15 protein-coding genes and 1 pseudogene are annotated in these 19,739 nt (G+C 67.5%); 2 read left to right on the top strand and 14 right to left on the bottom strand.

The annotated features are described in order from the left end of the window. The 12 genes and pseudogenes from TF1_RS16140 to TF1_RS07990 form a co-directional block, all read right to left on the bottom strand. Nucleotides 1-157: pseudogene (locus TF1_RS16140) on the bottom strand (phenylalanine--tRNA ligase subunit alpha); the annotation flags it as partial. A gap of 121 nt (nt 158-278) precedes the next feature. Beyond that, a complete protein-coding gene (locus TF1_RS08040; protein ID WP_011292485.1) occupies nt 279-1,355 on the bottom strand; it encodes a sensor histidine kinase in 1,077 nt (358 codons plus the stop codon). A 415-nt stretch (nt 1,356-1,770) separates the two neighbouring features. After that, complete coding sequence (locus tag TF1_RS08035) at nt 1,771-2,598, bottom strand: TrmH family RNA methyltransferase (protein WP_011292486.1); 828 nt, start codon at nt 2,596-2,598, stop codon at nt 1,771-1,773. Nucleotides 2,599-2,615: 17 nt separating this feature from the next. Further along, nucleotides 2,616-2,993 (bottom strand): 50S ribosomal protein L20, encoded by a 378-nt coding sequence (gene rplT / locus TF1_RS08030; protein WP_011292487.1) that lies wholly within the window; start codon nt 2,991-2,993, stop codon nt 2,616-2,618. A gap of 164 nt (nt 2,994-3,157) precedes the next feature. Further along, nucleotides 3,158-3,349 (bottom strand): 50S ribosomal protein L35, encoded by a 192-nt coding sequence (rpmI, locus tag TF1_RS08025; protein ID WP_016188955.1) that lies wholly within the window; start codon nt 3,347-3,349, stop codon nt 3,158-3,160. Nucleotides 3,350-3,526: 177 nt separating this feature from the next. Continuing rightward, entirely contained in the window at nt 3,527-4,084 is a 558-nt protein-coding gene (gene infC, locus TF1_RS08020) for a translation initiation factor IF-3 (protein WP_255266157.1), read from the bottom strand. Between the two features lie 358 nt (nt 4,085-4,442). Further along, nucleotides 4,443-5,291, bottom strand: a complete 849-nt coding sequence (locus TF1_RS08015; protein ID WP_011292490.1) for a shikimate dehydrogenase — start codon at nt 5,289-5,291, stop codon at nt 4,443-4,445. A 65-nt stretch (nt 5,292-5,356) separates the two neighbouring features. Further along, the gene (gene mltG, locus TF1_RS08010; protein ID WP_061783793.1) at nt 5,357-7,414 is read right to left on the bottom strand and encodes an endolytic transglycosylase MltG; all 2,058 of its coding nucleotides are present in this window, start codon (nt 7,412-7,414) and stop codon (nt 5,357-5,359) included. After that, nucleotides 7,411-7,890, bottom strand: a complete 480-nt coding sequence (gene ruvX, locus TF1_RS08005) for a Holliday junction resolvase RuvX (RefSeq protein WP_011292492.1) — start codon at nt 7,888-7,890, stop codon at nt 7,411-7,413. Before ruvX ends, mltG begins: the two co-directional genes overlap by 4 nt. Nucleotides 7,891-7,975: 85 nt before the next feature. Next, the gene (gene alaS, locus TF1_RS08000; RefSeq protein WP_061783792.1) at nt 7,976-10,645 is read right to left on the bottom strand and encodes an alanine--tRNA ligase; all 2,670 of its coding nucleotides are present in this window, start codon (nt 10,643-10,645) and stop codon (nt 7,976-7,978) included. 1,909 nt (nt 10,646-12,554) lie between these two features. Beyond that, the gene (locus tag TF1_RS07995) at nt 12,555-12,815 is read right to left on the bottom strand and encodes a DUF6167 family protein (RefSeq protein WP_011292495.1); all 261 of its coding nucleotides are present in this window, start codon (nt 12,813-12,815) and stop codon (nt 12,555-12,557) included. Next, a complete protein-coding gene (locus TF1_RS07990) occupies nt 12,812-13,204 on the bottom strand; it encodes a DUF948 domain-containing protein (RefSeq protein ID WP_011292496.1) in 393 nt (130 codons plus the stop codon). The genes TF1_RS07995 and TF1_RS07990 overlap by 4 nt, the downstream gene beginning before the upstream one ends. A 429-nt stretch (nt 13,205-13,633) precedes the next feature. On the opposite strand from TF1_RS07990, the gene TF1_RS07985 reads away from it, so the two are divergent. Both TF1_RS07985 and TF1_RS07980 read left to right on the top strand, forming a co-directional pair. Continuing rightward, entirely contained in the window at nt 13,634-15,487 is a 1,854-nt protein-coding gene (locus TF1_RS07985; RefSeq protein ID WP_011292497.1) for a serine/threonine-protein kinase, read from the top strand. 105 nt (nt 15,488-15,592) lie between these two features. Further along, entirely contained in the window at nt 15,593-17,239 is a 1,647-nt protein-coding gene (locus TF1_RS07980) for a serine/threonine-protein kinase (protein WP_061783791.1), read from the top strand. A 21-nt stretch (nt 17,240-17,260) separates the two neighbouring features. Here the strand turns inward: TF1_RS07980 and TF1_RS07975 are convergent, their stop codons facing one another. Together TF1_RS07975 and TF1_RS07970 are read right to left on the bottom strand one after the other, a co-directional pair. Next, a complete protein-coding gene (locus tag TF1_RS07975; RefSeq protein WP_011292499.1) occupies nt 17,261-17,794 on the bottom strand; it encodes a hypothetical protein in 534 nt (177 codons plus the stop codon). Next, complete coding sequence (locus TF1_RS07970) at nt 17,785-18,999, bottom strand: hypothetical protein (protein WP_011292500.1); 1,215 nt, start codon at nt 18,997-18,999, stop codon at nt 17,785-17,787. The genes TF1_RS07975 and TF1_RS07970 overlap by 10 nt, the downstream gene beginning before the upstream one ends. Nucleotides 19,000-19,739: the final 740 nt, after the last annotated feature.

The raw sequence follows: 19,739 nt of genomic DNA, 5'->3' as shown, positions 1-19,739 counted from the left end.
GGCGGTCCCCGGCGTGGGCGATCCGGACTTTTTTGAGTTCTTCCAGTGTGGAAGCCTTGGCGATAGCCTCGAGCGCTTCATCGCGCATGCGTGCGACCTCGTCCGGGTGAAGCGGCGTCACCTCGACCGGGTCGTAGGAGTGATTGGGTGCAGACATAGGGTGGTTGCCTCGCAATCCCGCGACGTGGGCGGGACGGAATATCGCGGCCCACCGCCGTGCGGCGGGTGGACACAAACCAACGGGGAAGTGCTCGCGAAGCCCGCCGCCGTCGAGTCCGTTACACGAACTCGGGAGTGCCGGCGGGCACGGTAAATCGGAACTCGGCGCCGCCACTGGGCGCACGGCCGACCGTGATCGTGCCGCCGTGGGCCTCGACCAGGCCCTTGACGATGAACAGCCCCAGGCCGGTGCCTCCGCGGCGTTTGCCGCGCCAGAACTGGCGGAAGACGCGCGGGACAGCCTCGGGCTGGATGCCCTCGCCTTCGTCGCGCACCGACACGGCTGCTCCTCCCTTGTACGGCTCGATCACTATCGTGACAGTACCAGCGCCGTGCCGCAGCCCGTTTTCCACCAAGTTAGTGATGATCTGATCGATCTTGTCGACGTCCAGCCACATTTCGGGCAGTGGACCGCGGACATCCAGCCGGAAACGGTCCTCCGGCTCGCCTGCCGCGACACGCCCGGCGATGATGCGGCGGACCCGTTCACCGAGGTCGACCAGTTGCCGGCGCACTTCCATCCGGCCGGACTGGATCCGGGAGACGTCGAGCAGTTCAGTGATGAGCCGTGTGACCCGGTCCGCGTCGGCGTTCACCGTCTCTAACATGAAGATCTTCTGCGTGTCGGTGAGCCGGTGCCACTTGGCCAGCATCGTGGCGATGAAACCTTTGACGCTGGTCAGCGGGGAGCGCAGCTCGTGGGCGACCATGGACACCAGGTTGGCGCTGGACCGCTCCGAAGTGGCCCGGGACGAAGCGTCGCGCAGGGTCACCACGAGCCGGACCACCTCCCCGCAGGGTGTGTCCCGGACGTAGCGGGCGGCCACCATGAGTTCGCGGCCGTCAGGCATCAGGAGTCGCCGCTCCGGCTGGCGGACGCGGATCCGCAGCCCCCCGTAGGGGTCGGTGCACTTCCACCAGTCGCGGCCTTCAGGGTCGTGGAGCGGGAGTACATCGCGGAAATCTTTGCCGAGGGCGTGGTCTGCTGGCACCCCGGTGAGACGGGCTGCCATGCGGTTGAAGGTGATCACCCGGCCTTGGTCGTCTGCGACCACCAGCCCGTCGGGAAGGTCCTCGGCCGACAGCAGAGCCGCACACCCACCATGGTCACTGACTGTCGCCTGGCCGCTACTCACGACCGCCTCCCAAGCCCTCTGCACACGTTCCTGCCGCTTGCTCTAGCGGCACAGTCCTGGTTATGCACCGCCAGTGTCCGACGCTCCCCGGGACACCGCTCCCGGAAAGGTCGTTACCCGCTGGTCGCGGCGGCTACGCGCGCGGCACGTCTCCTGACGTACCGCAGGCACGGGGGCGGGGGTGTCGCCGGACCGCGGGGCTCCGAGACGAGGAGCGTAGCGGTACCCCTAGGGAACCGGGCAAGCCTCCGCTTCCCGCGCCAACGGTCCAGATCAGGTCATCCACCGGGGTACGGCCGCTCCGGAACAGCTCAGCGCATAGATGGCAGGCCGCGCAGGTGTGCTACCCGTATCTGGGATTGCCACGCGTGAGACGCATAACGGGGGCGGCCAGGCGGCGATCCCCGGTAGTGCGTCAAGACGAGGGGGAAAGGCGGGTGCGGCGCTGTTCCCGGGCAGTGGCGTAGAGGCAGACCGCCGCGGCAGTAGCGAGGTTGAGGCTCTCAGCGCGGCCGTAGATGGGGACACTGACCGTCTCGTCGGCGAGCGCAAGGGTTTCCTGCGGCAGTCCCCATGCCTCATTGCCGAAGATCCACGCCACCGGACCGGTGAGCATGCCTGCATCAGCGGCCTCATCGAGAGTGCGTTTCCCTTGACCGTCCGCGGCAAGCAGGGTGAGCCCGGCGTCCCGGAGGAAACCGGTGACCTCTTCGATCCGCACGCCCACCACGACCGGGAGGTGAAAGAGACTGCCGGCTGAAGCCCGCACACACTTCCCGTTGTACGGGTCCACGGAGGCGTCAGTGAAAATGACGGCGTCCGCCCCCGCGGCGTCCGCACTGCGGAGCACAGTGCCCGCGTTCCCCGGGTCGCGGACGTGCGACAGAACCACGACCAGTCGCGGCCGGTCCACCGCGGACAGGGGAACGTCGACAAAAGAACAGACCGCCAGCAGCCCTTGCGGGGTCACTGTCTGCGCCAGCTCCCCCATCACGTCCAAAGTGACCCGGTGGACGGGGATACCTGCCTGTTCGGCGGTGCGGATGAGAGCGGTGTGGCGCTGCATCGCCTCGGCGGTCGCATACAGTTCGTGCACCACGTCAGGCAGGTCGAGCGCTTCCCGGACAGCCTGGGGGCCTTCGGCGAGGAAACGCCGTTCGCGCTGTCGGAAAGCACGTTTGGCGAGCCGACGAGCTCCCTTGATTCTGGGAGACCGAATGCTTGTGAACTCGTGGCTCGCCATTGTCGATTACACCGTCGCTAGGCCGCGGACTCGCTCGGCGCGGGGATAGCCTTCTTGGCGGTCTCGACCAGCGCGGCAAAAGCGGCGGCGTCGTTGACCGCGAGCTCAGCGAGCATACGGCGGTCCACCTCGATGCCGGCTGCTTTGAGCCCCTGCATGAAACGGTTGTAGGTCAGACCGTGCGCGCGAGAGGCCGCGTTGATGCGCTGGATCCACAGACGACGGAACTGGCCTTTGCGGTCCTTGCGGTCCCGGTAGGCGTACGTCATCGAGTGGAGCATCTGCTCCTTGGCCTTGCGGTAGAGGCGGGACCGCTGGCCACGGTACCCCTTGGCCTGCGAGAGAACGACCCGGCGCTTCTTCTTTGCGTTGAGAGACCGCTTGACGCGTGCCACTTGTGACTCCTCGATTGAGACAGACGTTCCGGACGCACCGTCCGGCGATAGTCACCAGGAAGTTCGGCGGAGATTCCTGGCCCGGTGCGGTCTCCGCCGCACACGGCTGCGCGGCGGGGCGCGGAACCGCCGACGACCGCGTCCCTAGAACTGCGGGGTTCGGGTCAGCCGAGCAGCTTCCTGATCTTCCTGGCGTCGGCCGGAGACACCTGCACGTCCACGCTCAGGCGCCGGGTGCGTTTGCTCGGCTTGTGCTCCAGCAGGTGGTTCTTGTTGGTACGGCGACGCATGATCTTGCCGGTGCCGGTAACCCGGAAACGCCTACTAGCCCCACTGTGGGATTTGTTTTTCGGCATGCCGCCGTCGCTCCTTTTCGCTTCCGATTGGTGTGCCGCCCATCCAGGGCGGCGTAACTCCCACCCGGCGCATGAAGAAAGCGGGGTGCGCGACCCGGACAGGGCCGCGCGACCGCGCTTGTCCTTCATACGTCGGGCGGATGTCCTCAGCCGCCTCGACCGAAATTCTTCTCGGCGTTAACCGCGCTTACCGCGCCCTTTTCCGCCTTGCGCAGCGCGCGCCTCGGCCTTCTGGTCGCCGCGCCGCTTGTGCGGACCGAGGACCATGACCATGTTGCGGCCGTCCTGTTTGGCCTGGGATTCGACCTGACCCAGTTCCTGGACGTCTTCAGCCAGTCGCCGCAGGAGACGGTACCCCAGCTCCGGTCGGGACTGTTCACGACCGCGGAACATGATGGTCACCTTGACCTTGTCCCCGCTCCGGAGGAACCGCTCGACGTGACCCTTCTTGGTCTCATAGTCGTGCTGGTCGATCTTCGGACGGAGTTTGATCTCCTTGATGACCGTGCTCGACTGGTTCTTGCGCGCTTCCCGGGCCTTGACCGCGGACTCGTACTTGAACTTGCCGTAGTCCATCAGCTTGGCGACCGGCGGGCGCGCGGTCGGCGCGACCTCCACAAGATCGAGATCGGCCTCCTGCGCCAGACGCAGGGCGTCAGCCACGGGAACGATACCGACCTGTTCCCCATTGGGGCCGACGAGACGGACCTCGGGCACCCGGATACGGTCGTTAATGCGGGGCTCTGCGCTGATGGGACCCCTCCCTCATGTTTCGTCGGGTTTTCGCTTACCTTGCGGGGGTCTCCAGAGCGGCATATGCCGGAACAACGAAAACCCCGCCAGCTAATGCAAGCGGGGTCGAACCACCACAGGGACGGAACGCCGCACGGCTTTCCGCTCGCCCTGTGGCTACTACCAGAACCCGTGGCACCCGCAGGCACTACAGGTGGGAGGTTCTTCCTCCGCTTGCGGTCCGGCGCGCGTACCTGCACCGGATCAGGTCGTTGCCTACTCTACCAAGAAACCGGACCGTTAAGGACGTTCCTTGGCACCGGATGTCACCGCTCTCGGGACTCCCCACGAGTGACAACACTCACGTGTCCAGATTATTCCGCGCTGCCCGGCGCGCCAACTCTGCTTCGCCGGCAGCACGCATCGCTTCAACCGGGGCCTCGTACCCCGTCATCAGGGTCAACTGGGCCACCGCCTGGTGCAGCAGCATGGGGAACCCCCCAACCACCACCGCTCCCGCTGCGGCGGCTGCGCTCCCCAGCACGGTAGGCCACGGGGCGTAGACGACGTCGAACACCGGGGTCTTCGCCGCGGCCACCGGCTCCGCCCACTGGTCGGCTGCCCCCGCGGGAAGCGTCGACACCACCAGATCCGCATGCACGTGCTGGTCGATCTCGGTGAGCAGCGCGAACTTCACCTGGGCGCCCATCCGCTCCGCCGCAGCCGCGAGGTCCCGGGTCCGGGAAAGGTCACGGGCCAGCACGGTGACCGCGCCGGGTTCGGTAGCGCCGAGCCGGCGCACAGCAGCGAGTGCGGACGCGGCGGTCGCCCCCGCCCCCAGGATGGTGACCGTGTCAAGCCGGTGGATGCCCGCCTCACGCAGCGCCTCGGTAATCCCCGTGACGTCGGTGTTGTAGGCGTGCCGCCGCCCCTTGTCGAAGATGATGGTGTTCGCGCCCCCGACCGCTGCGGCCGTGTCCTCCACCTCATCTGCGAGGGTCAGCGCGACCTTTTTGAGCGGCATGGTCAACGAGAGGCCCGCCCAGGACTCGTCGCACTGGTCAAGGAACGCGGCGAGACCGTGCTCGTCGCATTCGTAACGGCCGTAATGCCACTGGTCCGCGATACCGAGCGCGGTATAGCCCGCCGTGTGCAGCACCGGCGAGAGGGAATGGGAGATCGGCGAACCGAGGACGGCCGCTCGCTTCACGAATGTCCTCCTCCGGGGGGAAACCGTCGGCTTGCTCTGCTCCAGCCTGGCATGGGAGACGCAGCTCAGCCGCTCTGGCTCTGGTTGAACTCGTTGACCAGTTCCCAGAACTCGGCTTCGCTGTCCGTGAATTTCGTGACCCCGTTCTCCGGGTCGGTGGTCACGAAGAACAGCCAGGGCCCCTCCTCCGGGGCGAGCGCAGCTTCGATGGCATCTTTACCAGGGCTGACAATAGGGCCGACCGGGAGTCCTTCGTGGAAGTAGGTGTCGTATCCGGTCTCGTCGTTGCGGCACCGGTCCTGCTGGTCCCGGTTGATCGCGATGCCGTACTCGCCGAGGGCGTAGAAGCAGGTGCTGTCCATCTTGAGGTACATGCCGTCGTCCAGGCGGTTGTAGATGACCCGGGCGACCTTCCCCATGTCCTCGATCTTTCCGGACTCGGCCTGCACGATCGCGGCGATCGCCATGATCTCGTTCGGGTCGAATCCTGCCTCTGCTGCCCGGTTCTCCAGGTCGATCTCGGCAGCGACCTTCCGGTACTGCGCCACCATCTGCTGGAGGATCTCAGTCGCAGAGGCGCTGCGGTCGAACTCGTAGGTCTCGGGGAAGAGGTACCCTTCCGGCCCTTGAGTGGCGTATTCGGGCAAGTCCAGCGACTCGTGGTCCTCGTAGGCCTCCTGGAACTCTTCCCGGGGGATTCCGGTCTGCTCAGCCAGCCGGTCCAGGATCTGCTCGGCGCGCAGTCCTTCCGGAATAGTCACGTTCAGCGCGATACGGCTCTCCGGGTCGAGCAGCAGGGCGACCGCCGCCTCCGCGCTCATCCCCAGCCGCATCCGGTAAGTGCCGGGCACGAAGTTGATGTCGGAGAAGCGGATTTCGTTGGTGAACGCGCGCACGCTCGCGATCACCCCGGCCTGGTGCAGCTTCTCCGCGATCACGGTTCCGGAGTCGCCTTCCTCGATGACGATGTCGACTTCGCCGTTGCCTTCCCCGGAATAGTCCGGAGGAATGATGTAGGTACGCAGGAGCAGGTAGCCGCCTGTCCCGGCGGACACCAGGAACAGGCTCAGCACGATCAGGGCGCTGGCGAGTGCGACTTTGCTCTTCTTCCGCTGCCGTCTGCTCTTGGCTCGGCGACCGGCAGCCCGTCGGCCGCTGTGGCGGCCCCTGCGGGAGCGCCGGGGCGGGGCCTCGTCGTCTTCGTCCTCGGTGAACGGGAACGGGAGTGCGTCAGAGTCTTCGTCGTCGAGATCGGTCTCGCGTGTCTTTAGGCTCGCCGTGGCGGTCGGTGTCTCCCCGGTCTGCGGGGAGACGGTACGGGAGCGGCGTCCCCGCGGCGGGGCGCTGTCCGCTTCGTCAAAAGCGGGAAGACGGGCTCGGCGGCCTCGTCTGGGGATGTCCCGGTCCTCGTCGGCGCTCGGCTGCCGCCGTCGGGTGCGGCCGTCCAGGATGTCGTCGTTTTCTCTGCGGCTGCCGGGGTCGGCAGGGGACCACAGCGGATCATCCGACCACGCTGTACCGGGCCGCTGCTCGTCGCGGAGCGGGGTGGTGCCCCGCCCTTGCGGGTATTCCGCGGGGTGGGCGGACCTGGCGCGGCGCCCCGCATACGCCGAAGCCGTCAAAGGGTCGGGCGGCTGGTCGTAGCGTTCTGCCGACCGCGGCCCTGCGGGCTGTGCCCCCCTGCCGTCGAATAGCGGGTCCGACTCGGGGGCCCAGCGGGCGGATTCGTCGCTCTCGGGTCTACGGCGCCGTCCGCGCGGCTGCTCACGCAAAGCTTCGGCTTCCGACACCGGGAACGGGAAGGAGCCGGTGTCCGCGGGCCCCGGCCGTCTCCGCCGTCCGCGGGGGCGTTCCGTCCCGTCCAGCGGTTCCGCTCCCCCGGTGGGAGCGGTGGTCTGCGTGGCGGAGGAGGGCTGCCATGCGAAGCCGTCCTGTCGGGGGACCTCCGTGCCGCGCCGGTGCCCTACCCCGTACTCGTCCCGGTATCCGCGTCCCTCATAGTCGGCGGCCCTCGCCCCGGTAGGGGCCGCGTCGGTATCCCGTGGCGGCGGCCAGGGGTCCGTCAACGGGTCGGGCCGGCGTGCGCGGCGCGGGCGGTCGTCATAGTGGTCGTTGCCGTTCATGGCGTCCCCTCGACGAGTTCACCGGGAGGCAGCTTGGTACGCCGCTCGGTGTCGAGGGCGTTCTGGAGAAGGACAGTGGCTGCCGCCTGGTCAATGACCGATCGGCGGGCTCTGCCGCCACGGGCCCCGCGTTTGCGGTATGAAGCGCCCGTGCGCAGGTGGAGCTCCGCGGTCACCGTGGTCAGCCGTTCGTCGACTAGTCGCACCGGAACCGGGGCGAGCCTGCGCGCAAGCGCTTTGGCGAACGCGCGCGCCGCGCGGGCGGCACGCCCCTCGGCTCCGGACAGTGACGCCGGATAGCCAACGATGACTTCCCGAGCTTCGTACTCAAGCACAAGGGCGGCAATTCTGTCGAGATCTCCCGGTCCGCGGCGGATTGTCTCCACGGGGATAGCGAGAATCCCGTCGGGATCGCTGCGGGCCACCCCGATCCGGGCGGCTCCGGGGTCGACAGCGAGCCGCACTCCTGTTCTCACCAGAGAACTCCCCGTACGGCACCGGCGCTCACGTCCCCTGGCCTTCCCGTGGCCAGTGGCCAGGGCGACAGCCACCGCCCTCTGTTCACGACCCCGCCACTCTCTGTTCCACGAGGCGCAGCGCCGTGTCGATGGCGGTCACGTCGCTGCCGCCACCCTGAGCGATGTCCGGACGGCCGCCGCCGCCACCGCCGAGTGCACGGGCCGCCACGCCGACCAGCTCGCCCGCCTTCAAGCCCGCCTGTTGGGCTTCCTTGTTGATCGCCACCACCACGACGGGGCGGTCGCTGGGCACGCCGGCGATCGCCACCACCGCGGGCCGGTCCTCACCGAGCCGGCCGCGCACGTCCAACGCGAGCTTGCGCATGTCGTCGGCGGTGGTGCCGTCTTCAACCCGGTGGGTCACCACGCGGCTGTTGCCGTGGTCGCGGGCGCTTTCCGCCAGCTTTCCGGCGGCTTGGAGGACTTGGGCGGCGCGCAGCCGCTCGATCTCCTTCTCCGCGGCGCGCAGCCGGGAGACCAGGCTGTCGATGCGCTGCGGCAGTTCCTCGCGCGGCGCCTTGAGCTGCTCGGAAAGCTGTCCCACCAGCGCCGACTCGGTGGAGACGCGGCGCAGCGCGTCCAAGCCGACCAGCGCTTCCACGCGGCGCACCCCGGAGCCGACCGAGGATTCCCCGAGCACCTTGACCAGGCCGAGCTGCCCGGTCGCCGCCACGTGGGTGCCGCCGCACAGCTCGCGGGAGTACTCGGTCATGTCGACCACGCGCACCCGGTTGCCGTACTTCTCCCCGAACATGGCCAGCGCGCCCATCCGGAGCGCCTCGTCAAGGGTGGTCTCCAGGTACTGGACCTCGATGTTGCGGGCGAGTACCTCGTTGACTTCCTTCTCGACCTGGGCGATTTCCGTAGCGTCGAGCGGTTTGTCCGAGGTGAAGTCGAAGCGCAGCCGTCCCGGCTGGTTCTCCGACCCTGCCTGGCCTGCGGACGGGCCGAGGGTGTTCCGCAGCGCAGAGTGGATGAGGTGGGTCGCCGAGTGCGAGCGGGACACGGAGGCGCGCCGACCCGTGTCAATCGCGGCGTGCACGGTGTCGTCGACGACGACTTCGCCCTCGCGGACCGTGCCGCGGTGCACGAACAGGCCTTGGATGGGCTTCTGCACGTCCTCGACGTCGACGACGCCGCGGCCGTCCACGGTGATCGTGCCCTTGTCAGCGAGCTGGCCACCGCTTTCCGCGTAGAAGGGGGTGCGGTCGAGCACCAGTTCCACCTGGTCGCCCTTGCGGGCCGCCCCGGTGGACTCGCCGTTGACGATGATGCCGAGCACCCGGGCTTCGCTTTCCGAGTCGGTGTAGCCGAGGAACTCGGTGGGGCCGCCGGTCTCCAACAGGTTGCCGTAGACGCTGATATCGGCGTTGCCGAGCTTCTTGGCCTGCGCGTCGCGCTTGGCGGTCTCCCGCTGGCGCTGCATGAGCTGGTGGAAGGTTTCTTCATCGACCTTCAGGCCGTGCTCGGCGGCCATCTCCAGCGTCAGGTCAATGGGGAAACCGTAGGTGTCGTGCAGCTGGAACGCGTCGGCGCCGGAGAACACGGTGCCGCCGGTCTCCTTCGTGCGCCGGACCGCCCGGTTGAACAGTGTGGTGCCGGCCCGCAGCGTGTCCGCGAAGTTCTTCTCTTCCGCGTCGATGATGCTGTGGATCTTGTCCGCGTCGGCACGCAGCTCGGGGTACTGGTCGCCCATCGCGTCGATCGCGACCGCGGTGAGGTCGTGCATGTGGAACGACTCGTCCCCGGAGAGCAGGCGCAGGTTGCGGATCGACCGACGCAGGATACGGCGCAGCACGTAGCCGCGCTTCTCGTTTCCAGGCCGCACCCCGTCGGCGACCAGCATGGTGGCGGTGCGCACGTGGTCGGCGATGACCCGCAGGCTCACGTCGGCGCGCTCGTTCTCCCCGTAGGTGGTGCCGGTGAGCTCCGCAGCGCGGCGCAGGATCCGGCCGAGGGTGTCGGTCTCGTAGATGTTGTCGACACCCTGGAGGATGGCGGCCATGCGCTCCAGGCCCATGCCGGTGTCGATGTTCTTGCTGGGCAGCTCCCCGAGGATCGGGTAGTCCTCCTTGCCGCTGCCCTCGCCCCGCTCGAACTGCATGAACACGAGGTTCCACACTTCGAGGTAGCGGTCCTCGTCGGCTACGGGGCCGCCTTCAGCGCCGTATTCGGGGCCGCGGTCGAAGTAGATCTCCGAGCAGGGTCCGCACGGTCCGGGCACACCCATCGACCAGAAGTTGTCGGCTTTGCCGCGCCGCTGGATGCGCTCCTCGGGCAGTCCTACCTTCTCCCGCCAGATGGTCGCGGCTTCGTCGTCGTCCAGGTAGACGGTGACCCACAGGCGTTCCGGGTCGAAGCCGAAGCCACCGTCGGCCACCGAGGTGGTGAGCAGCTCCCAGGCGAGCGGGATGGCCTTCTCCTTGAAGTAGTCGCCGAAGGAGAAGTTGCCCAGCATCTGGAAGAAGGAGGCGTGCCGGGTGGTCTTGCCGACTTCGTCGATGTCAATGGTGCGTACACACTTTTGCACGCTGGTGGCGCGCGGGTAGGGCGGAGTCCGCTGGCCGAGGAAGTACGGCTTGAACGGCACCATGCCCGCGTTGACCAGCAGCAGTGTGGGGTCCTCAGCGATAAGACTTGCCGAGGGCACCACGGTGTGTCCGTTTTTCTCGAAGAATGCGAGGAAGCGGCGAGCGATCTCTGCCGACTTCATGTGATGCCCTCCTGGTGAATAGGACTCCAGTCGACCGGTCGAGTGGAGTGAGGCGCCCGGTCGAGGTTTGGCAGGTAAGCGGATATCAGGCGCCTATGGTAGAGCGAACGATACGTGGACGTTTCCCATTCCACGCCGGCTCAGCGGCCCCGAAAACCGGAGACACCCTACTGACGCGGTCGGTACAGTACCCCGGCGGCTCTCCCCACCAGGGAGACCATGGTCACGCACCGTCCACCGCCCCAGGCTACTCGCTGGGTGATGTGATGCACAGCAGAATAGGACACGCCCGAAACCGGGGAATTACGGCGGTTCAGGATCTTAGCGGTATCTGTCGCGCAGTGACTCCCTTGTGATCTCGGGTGCGGATGAGACCGGTATTTCCCGGGTTCGGCACGCGGAGGATCACTGCTGGACAACCGGGTTTTCCCCGGGCCAGTGCACCGCAAAAACAACGTCAGGGTTGGGTCAGCCGCTGGTGGACCCGGCGTTGACCAGCGCCTGGTAGGCGGTGTGGACGTTCTCGGGCACGTGCGGTGCAACGGCAAACCTGCGGGCGTGGCAGTCGATGACCAGCCGGGCGTTGCCGATACCGGCCAGGTAGTCGGGAAGGCCACCGGTTCGGACGCGCAGCCCGCCTCCGCCTCGGGCCAGAGCCTGCGGATAGCGGCGCAGGCACGACGTCCCCTATAAGGCATGGTCACCAGCAGCACCAGGGCGGGGCGGAGGCCCGCTTCGGCGAGGAGTTTCCAAGAAAGTATCCGGCGGGGTAGAGCTGTGCTGCGTAGGTGGCTACGCCCAGTTCTGGCAGCCGAACACCACCGCCGTGTCCGCCGGGTGCAGCCCGCGGCCCATGCGGTGGTAGCGCCAGATCCGCTCCCATGGCCGTTTCTGCTTCCTATGACAGACCGTTGCCCTCGCACGCAGCACACCTGTTCTTCGGTAGCGATGAAGAAGCGGCGGCCGAGACCATGCTGGACGGGATCGCAGACCGTACTCGGGAGGGATGCGCTGCTCGTGGACCAGCCGCTCCGCTGGGAGTGTTCCGTTCCCTGACCCTCCCCTTCACTGTGGGCGGCCATTCGAGCGGATTGCCGGGTGTGAAACTTTTTATTCGTTTGTCGCCCCGACGCGGTTGCCGGCCGATACTCCGGATGCCCGTCCCCGCCCTTCGAATCCCGAAACAGCAGCACACCACTCGCGCTCCAGGGCTTTCCGCGCCGGATCACGAAGATGATCTTTCGTTTCCCGCGACGCGCTGCTCGTGCCCTACCGCGGTGTCCCATGGACTTCTTCACGGTTCCGGCGCTGCTGCTTCTCCAAGGGTGTCGGGGCTGCGCTCGCAGCAGACGGCACTCCGCCGGCCGCCTCACCCCCGCCCGCGAGGACGACCCGGTCGTGGGCCGCTCCCTATCGCAGGAATCGCCGCTCCGGCAGGCATCCCCTCAATGCTTTCCGCGACAAAGGAAACCATCTTCTTTCCGCTGCACGGGAGAAGATTGCATAAAACGTCGTCTTTCTTTCCGAACGTTGTCGCCGGAAACAAATTCTTCATACGGTCGTCGTGGGTCAAGGCTCTTCACGAAGAGCTTTTTGACAAAAAGACTTCTTTGTGTGCCCCCTTGCCGGGGTTTCGACCGTAGAGCCGGGCACTCTTGTCCGTGGATTTCCCTCCCGTGGCCTGCGGCCCTGTCCGGGCAGGTGTTCCCCACTATTGCCGGACAATCCGCCCTAGGAAGCCGCCTACCGGTCGCAAGCGGAACAGGAGACGTGGCCGCGGGAGCGGGCAGCCTCCCCGCGACGGGACTGAGAGGTGCTGTCCAGACGAAAGGAGACGACGGCGGTCCCGCAGCCAGGTCCGGCGGTGTGGGGCCCGCAGAATTCTGCGGGCCCCACCCACCAGCGCTGGTCAGTAACGGGACGCCTCGGGGAGTTCCTGACGCTGGAAGTCGGGAGCGTAGCGGCGGAGCAGCTCCTCCTCGTAGTCGCGCACCGCCTCGGCCACGTCCTCGTTGAATTCCCGCAGTGCCTCCCGGTAGGAACCGATCCGCTTCTCCACCCGGTCGGCGATACCACCCGGACTCCAGAGTCGGGCACTGCGGCCGAAACGGTACATCACATAGCCGCCGACCACGATTCCGGCCACAAAATACACGGTTCTGCGGATCACACGCGTTCCTTTCTGCGGCGGGTACGGATCAACGCCAGGGTTTTGCGGCGCCCCAGCACGCGGCGCATGCCGTAAGAGAGCGACGCGACCTTGATGAGCGGCCCGGTGACCGCGGAACGGGTGAGCGCGGTGACCGTGGAGACGTCCTCGCTGCTGCTGGCGAGATTCGCGGTGATCTCCTCGACCCGGTCGAGTGATCCGTGAGCGCGTTCGACCGTGGCGGCAAGGTCGTCGAGCAGCGGTGCGGTGCGTTCCCGGAATTCCGACACCGCCCTGGTTGCCTCGGTCAGCAACCGGGTGAGCTTGACCAGGGCCACGCACAGGAACACAGCCACCACGGCCCAGACGATGGACGCGACCAGGGCCGCGAGTTCTCCTCCGGTGAGCATGCGGACTCCGCTAACGATTGGGATTATTGAGGCAATTGACCAGACCGACTCCGGGTCGGCACAGACGGCTTTCCACCGGCGGCCTGACAGCCCCAAGGGTGCGGCCGCCACCGCACAATAGAGCCGGATCGGTCTGACACTATCGCGATTTCCTTGCCCGCTACGGAACCTGAGGCGAGCCTTTCTCGGTCCTCTCTTGCTACGGTGCTCTCACTTCCTGCTGCGCGTATCGGACCCGCAAGGCAAACACTTTAAGTAGATAAGCCGATACACGGAGTGGCGAATTCACCAAGGCGGCCCCAGCAGGGAAGATAGAGATGTCTCAGCCTGACAAGACGACCGAGTTCTCCGGATAATTACGGAAACCACCGACTGGCTACTAACGTGCATTTCAGCACTTCACCTCGGATTTTTTGAGACAGGACCACGATGAGTCGACGTTCTGAACGGACGATTTCCGTTCTGGTCCCCCCTGACCTGGCTCCCACCGCCCCGGAGGATCCCCGCACCATCGGGCCGTACGTGCTCGTGGGGCGGCTTGGCGCCACGGAAACAGGCAGCGTCTACGCTGCTGTTCACCCGGACGTGGAGCCGGAGGCACTGCTTGCCGTCAAGGTCATCCCGTCGTCCCGTGTCGCAGACGAGGCTGCACGCACCCGACTCGAACAGCGGCTCCGCACGCTGGGCGCTGTAGACGGGCGCTGTTACGTGCCGCCTGTGGCATTCGACGTCCACGGCACGCCTCCGTGGCTGGCCACGCGCTATTCGCCGGGCACGCCGCTGAAGCAGTACATCGACCAGCGCGGGCCCCTGCGGCTGGGGCGGCTGACTGCGCTGGCCGCCGGACTGGGCGAAGCCCTGTCCGCATTGCACTCTCTGGACGTGGTGCACGGCGACCTCAAACCCAGCAGTGTGCTGCTCAGCTCGGCGGGACCGCGGCTGCTGGACTGCGCGCTGTCAGGTGAGGCGCCAGCTCCGGCGGGGTCAACACCCTGGCTGAGCCCGGAGCGGCTGCGCGGCGAGGCGCCCACCCCGGCCTCTGACGTGTTCTCCTGGGGCGCCGTCCTTGCGTTCGCCGCCACAGGGAAGCCTCCCTTCGGGACGGGAACCCCCGAGGAGGTCGCGGAACGCATCGCATCCGGTTCTCCTGACCTTTCCGATGCGGCAGAAGAGATCCGTTCCCTGCTGGAGTCGGCGTTGGCGGCTGACCCGGCGGAGCGGCCCAACATCCGCGAACTGGTGCGCTCCTCGATCTCGCTGTGGGAGTCCAGCCTGGGCACAGTGGGCAGTGAAGCCGGGCCGGGCAGCGGAGTCACCCGGGTCTTGACCCGGGAATGGCAGGGGATTGTCGAACCCGCGCTCCTTCCCCGCGTGGTCCACTTGGACGACCGGGCCCGGGGCAAGAAGAGCGGCCTCAGGTCTCTCACTATGCCGGTTCCCCTGCTGTCCCGCTCCACGGCGCAGCCGGCCTCCTCGGCTGCCGCTGCTGATGCTCCAGACAGCACCGGGCCCACCAGTTCCGGTGCTGCTGCGACCGCGGTCACAGCGCAAGAGGACACGGAAGCCAACACCGACACCCCAGCGAAGGCTGCGTCGGCCCCGTCGTCCAGCAGCTCTGCTCCGGCCGCGCCACCGGCTTCCTCCCCGTCCACCGGACCATCGGGTTCGAAGGGACCGAACAAGCGATTCCTTGCCCTGGTGGGCGGCGGCGCTGCCGCGGCCCTGCTCCTGCTGGGCGGTGGAGTATGGGCCGTGTCCGCGTTGCGCGGCGACGATCCGGAACCGCAGGACGTCACCGCGCAACCCGACTCCGCTCCCGAGGAGGCGCCCCAGGAGGAGCCGCCTCCCGCGTGGGACACCGGCACCCTGGTGGTGCGCCTGGACAGTTCCAGCGACGTCCACCTGCTGGCCGGTCCGTGGCCCTACACCCCGGTGAAGCCCGCCTCCGGCGACGACGCGTTCGCCGGGCTCAACGGTCGGGAGGTCACCCCGGAGGAGTGGAGCGAAGCGTGGGCCCCGGTGCCGGGGGTTGAGGAGCCGTTGGAGGCGCTGATCGCCTCCGACGCCGAGGTGATGTGCGCGCACTTCTGCCTGAACCCCGACCAGGTGTATGTCGACGAAGAGGGCCGGGGAACCTACAAAGTCACCGGGCGCGACCTGGGGAACTATCTGAGCTGGGGCGATGCTGTCATCGCCGAGGTGACCTTCGGGGAGCCGGACCCGGAGACGGGTCTGCCGGTGATCACGAAGGTCACGGAACTCTACCCGCTGCCCACGGCGTGAGTGGGGGCGCGCCCGTCGCGCCTCCACCCGGTTTCCGGGAATCCGCACCGCGGAGATCTCTGACGGTCGATAATCGACGGAGAACCCCCGGAACCAGGAACGCCAATGCCCCACGGTTTTCCGTCTGACCTTCCTCCCCTTCACCCCAGCGACCATGCCATCCGCATCCCCGGCTACGACTTGGTCGGCCGCCTGGGTTCAGGAGGCATGGGTGTCGTCTACGCCGCACTGGACCCTCAAGGGCGGCGCGTAGCGGTGAAGCTCATGCGCACGGAGATGGTCCCGGATATCAGCCAGCAGCGTCGACGGTTCCAGGAGGAGGTCCGCGCGCTGCAGCGGCTGCGGGACAAGCATGTAGTCCCGCTGCTGGACTCGGGGATTGCCGCGGGCCGCCCCTGGCTGGCCACCGCCTACGTCCCGGGACGCAACCTGCAGCAGTGCGGGAAGCTGTCCGGCCAGCGCCTGTTCTTGCTGGCCCGGGGGGTCGCTGCCGCGCTGTGCGCCATCCACCGCGCGGGCATTGTCCACCGCGACCTCAAACCCTCCAACATCATGGTCTACTCCGACGGCACACCGGTCGTACTGGATTTCGGTATCGCACGGCCGCTGGGCGCCGCAGGGCTCACCGGGACCGGGGCCCCGCCCGTCGGTACAGCGGGCACGATCAGCCCGGAACGGTACCGGGGTGTGTCCGCCCCGCCCGCGGACGTCTTCGCTTGGGGCTGTGTCGTGGTGTTCGCCGCGACCGGGCAGCTGCCGTTCACCGCCCCTTCGCCCGAAGAAGTTATGCACCGGGTGCTGCACTCCCCGCCTGAACTGCATGGTTTCCGGGGGCCGCTGGCGGATCTCGCGGTGCGGGCGATGGCGAAGAACCCGGCGGAGCGCCCCACCGCGGAGCAGTTGCTGAAAGAGCTCGACGCCCTTGGCTCCCCCCGGCCGTTCGCCATGCCCCGCGTCTCCCGGAAAACAGGCGACGCGGCAACCCTGCTGGTCCTGGAGATGCAGCAGCACTACGCCAATCCGGTTCCCTGGCTGCGCCGTAACCAGGAGCGTATCCTCGGCGAAGCACGGCGCATGGGAGCCGACCGCGGCCTGCGCGACCTTGTGCACCGGGCCGCCGAGGCGCGCCTGGGGGCTGCCGAACTGGACGAGGCTCTTGCGGAGATCGCTAGCCTCCTAGCCCCGCACGAGCGGCCCAGGTATCGGGGCTACCCCGTCGACGAGGACGGACTCGTCGCGTTGGCCTCCGGTGGGGCGCGGGAACAGGCTCTGCTGCGCCGTCTCTTGGGGGAGCGCAGCGTGATCGTGGAAAAGTACGCGGCGCAGCATATCTGCCGGCACGTCCTGTGCGTGAGCAAGCATTTCGGGCGGGGCTGCCGGGTGCTGCGGCGGCTCCGCTCCCAAGTCGTCGCCGTCGTGGACCGCACGTGGGAGCCGCTGCGCGAGCTGCGGCACCAGATCTGGGCGGAGCACGACGCGCTGGGGCATCCGCGGATCCTGCTGCCCCCGGACCAGGAACTGGTCGACCGAGTGTATGCGACAGCGCTGCTTGTCCGGCGGCGCACCGACGAACTCGACCGGCACCGCAAGGCTGTGCTGGCGCTGCAATGCCCCACCTGCTGGTGGGCCAGCCAGCAAGAAGCCGTGGTGCAGGCCGACCCCAACACCGACAAAGGGCTGGCCCATGTGGTCATCGCCTCGGTCGCCGCGGACACGGCGCGGCGGTTCGCCGAGGCCGTCCGGCAGGGCTGACGGTCCCCGGGACGGATCCCCTCACTCCAGGAAGAACAGGGAGAGTTCGACGGACCCCGGGCTGCCTCCGGTCCACAGTTCCCGGTATTTCGCGTTCGCGAACTGGGGGATCTCTTCGATCGCGATCTCCGTGACGTCGGCGGCGAACTCTTTGGCTGCCCCGATCTGTTCCCTGCTGCCGCTGCCGAAGGCGATGACGAAACCGATCTCCCGCCGCTCGGCCAGGTGTTCCCGGCACTTGTCGCTGGGCTCGCCGTAGCCGTCGCCGGTGGTGAAGTCGCTGTCGTCCGGATCGGAGAGGATACGTTCGAGTTCGGACACGACCCTGTCTCGGTCCACGGTGAATCCGCTGCCCAGCCGGACCGTGAATTCGCAGGAATCAGGGCTCAGCAGTTTCTGTGGGGGCGGCGGAGGGGGTTCCGGGGCTTCGGGGGCGTGCTGTGCGCTGAGCGAGACGAGGAACAGCACCAGCAGCAAGTCAGCAAAGAGCCAGCCCGCCAAGTGGATCGCTGGAATCCGACTGCTGGTGCGTGCGCGGCGTCTGGTCAGGACCATGAGTCCTCCTCGCGGCCGCCCACCAGTTCCTCATTCCGACGCCGGGTCACGTCGTGCTGCACAGTCTTAATGAAGAAGGCGAGTTCGTCGGAGAGAGCAGTGAACTCGTCGACGGCACGCCGCAAGGTGTTGCTGGACTGTTCGGTGAAGGCGCCCAGCTTGTCCTGGGCCGTGGCCAGCTCCTCGGAGACCCGTTCCAGTTTCTCCAAGGCTGCGGTGACCCGGTCCATTGTGTCCGTAGCGAACTGCGCAGACTCGGTGATACTCCGCTCTACGAGGGTGGTCTGCTGCTGCAGCAGTTCCAGGATGCGGCGGGTCTGCTCGCCGAACCGCTCCTGGCCTTCGACGGCGCTGTGGGTGAGCGTGGTGAGGCTTTCGAGGAGTTCGGCGGGGGTGCGGGCTTCGCGGACCGCGTCGGCGAGCTGCCCCATCCGGGTCTGCCATTCGTCGAGCGCCTGGATGAGCTGTTCCCGGGGGTCCCCGGCGAGCGCTTCGGCGATGCCGTCGGCTGCTTGGCGCATGTCGGCTGCGGCCCCGTGCATGCTGTCCGTCGCGGCGCTCAGCGCGTTCTCCATGCCGGCCATCGCCCGGCGGATCCCCTGCAGGGTCTCGCTGGCGCCGCGGATCTCCGTGCGCATCGAGTCGGGGCGGTCCGGAATCAGGTAGGTGGCCAAAGCCAGCAACTGGGTGATCTCCTCGCGCTCGCGGCTGCGGTCGCTGAGCGCGTCAGTGATCCCCTCCAGGAGGTGGACGAGGAGGGTCGCGCCGATCACGCCGAGCAGGAAGATGCAGACCCAGAGCGCAGTGGTGCTGAGCGGTTCGAACTGGCCGGTACCGGTGAAACCGCCCTGCTGCCAGCCGTACAGGAAGTTGGCTCCCTCAGGGGCGTCGCTGAAAGCGGACAGCACCTGCATGAGCTGGTACCACGTCCAGAACACTGGCAGGAAGATGAGGACGTCGCGGATCCCGCGCAGCAGCCACAGCAGCAGGCTCATCCAGCGCGGCGGCGGGAGGTCAGGCATGAGGGAGTCGGGTGGATAGGCGGCGACCAGGTCGGTAGCTGCCAGGTCTGCGCCGCCGTCAGCCAGGCTGCGTGCGAGAGAGCGCAGTAGTTGCGCGCTCGCCGGTGGCGCGGTGCTGGCGTGACGGTCGAGTTGTTCAGCGATGGCGGCCAGGTCGTGGGCACGGCTGTTCGAGGTGCTCACCTGAAGGTCTCCTCAGATGACAGCGATGGAGAGGTAGGGCTCGGTGCCGGAGGGGCAGAAACGGACTGGCTTGATTGGGGAATACCGTTCACCGGGCTGTTGAGCAGGCGGAAGCTGAAGTAAAGAATCAGGGCGATGACGGCGAGGATGATGAGGACAGCGGCGACCACAGCCAACGCAGTTCGCGCCCAAGGCCCCAGTCCCGGGTACGTGAAGGACTGCTTCTCTGGTTTCCGGGTCCGCGTTGTCCGCCCTGCCCAAGGGCGGAATCGCCGAAGCCGGTGCCAGCCCTCCACCACAGGGGACAGCCAGGTCCGTTTTCGAGCGGCAGCGGGAGGCGCAAACACCAGGGGGGCTTCGTCGCTGCGGTGCTGCCTCGGCCCTGTGCCGTAGGGTTCAGCGTCCCACTCTTCGTCGGCGACCACGGTGGTGTTGTCGTCGGCACCGTGCGCGGCTCCACCCGGCTCCGGCAGCCGGTAGGTTGTCGCAGCCCTCCCGGCATCCCGGTGCGGGGTCTCCGAAAGATCCTGGCTCTTGATCTCGGAGTCGCGGTCCTCCACGGCAGGGTGGGAGGGGTCCAGGGGGAGCGAAGGCGCTTCGCTCGTGTTCCTGGTGCTCTCCTCCCCTGCCCTAGGCCACAGCTTTCTTCGCGCCCCCCAACGACGGCCGGTCTCGGCTATGGGAGGGGCTCCGACCAGCTGAACCAGGCCTGGATGGCGCCGGAAGTGCTCCGACAGGTG

Origin of the sequence: Thermobifida fusca NBRC 14071 = JCM 3263 (assembly GCF_001592045.1) — a bacterium.
Lineage (GTDB): Bacteria > Actinomycetota > Actinomycetes > Streptosporangiales > Streptosporangiaceae > Thermobifida > Thermobifida fusca.
The sequence above is the reverse complement of the archived record's forward strand: the minus strand, read 5'-3'. Positions and strand labels throughout refer to the sequence as shown.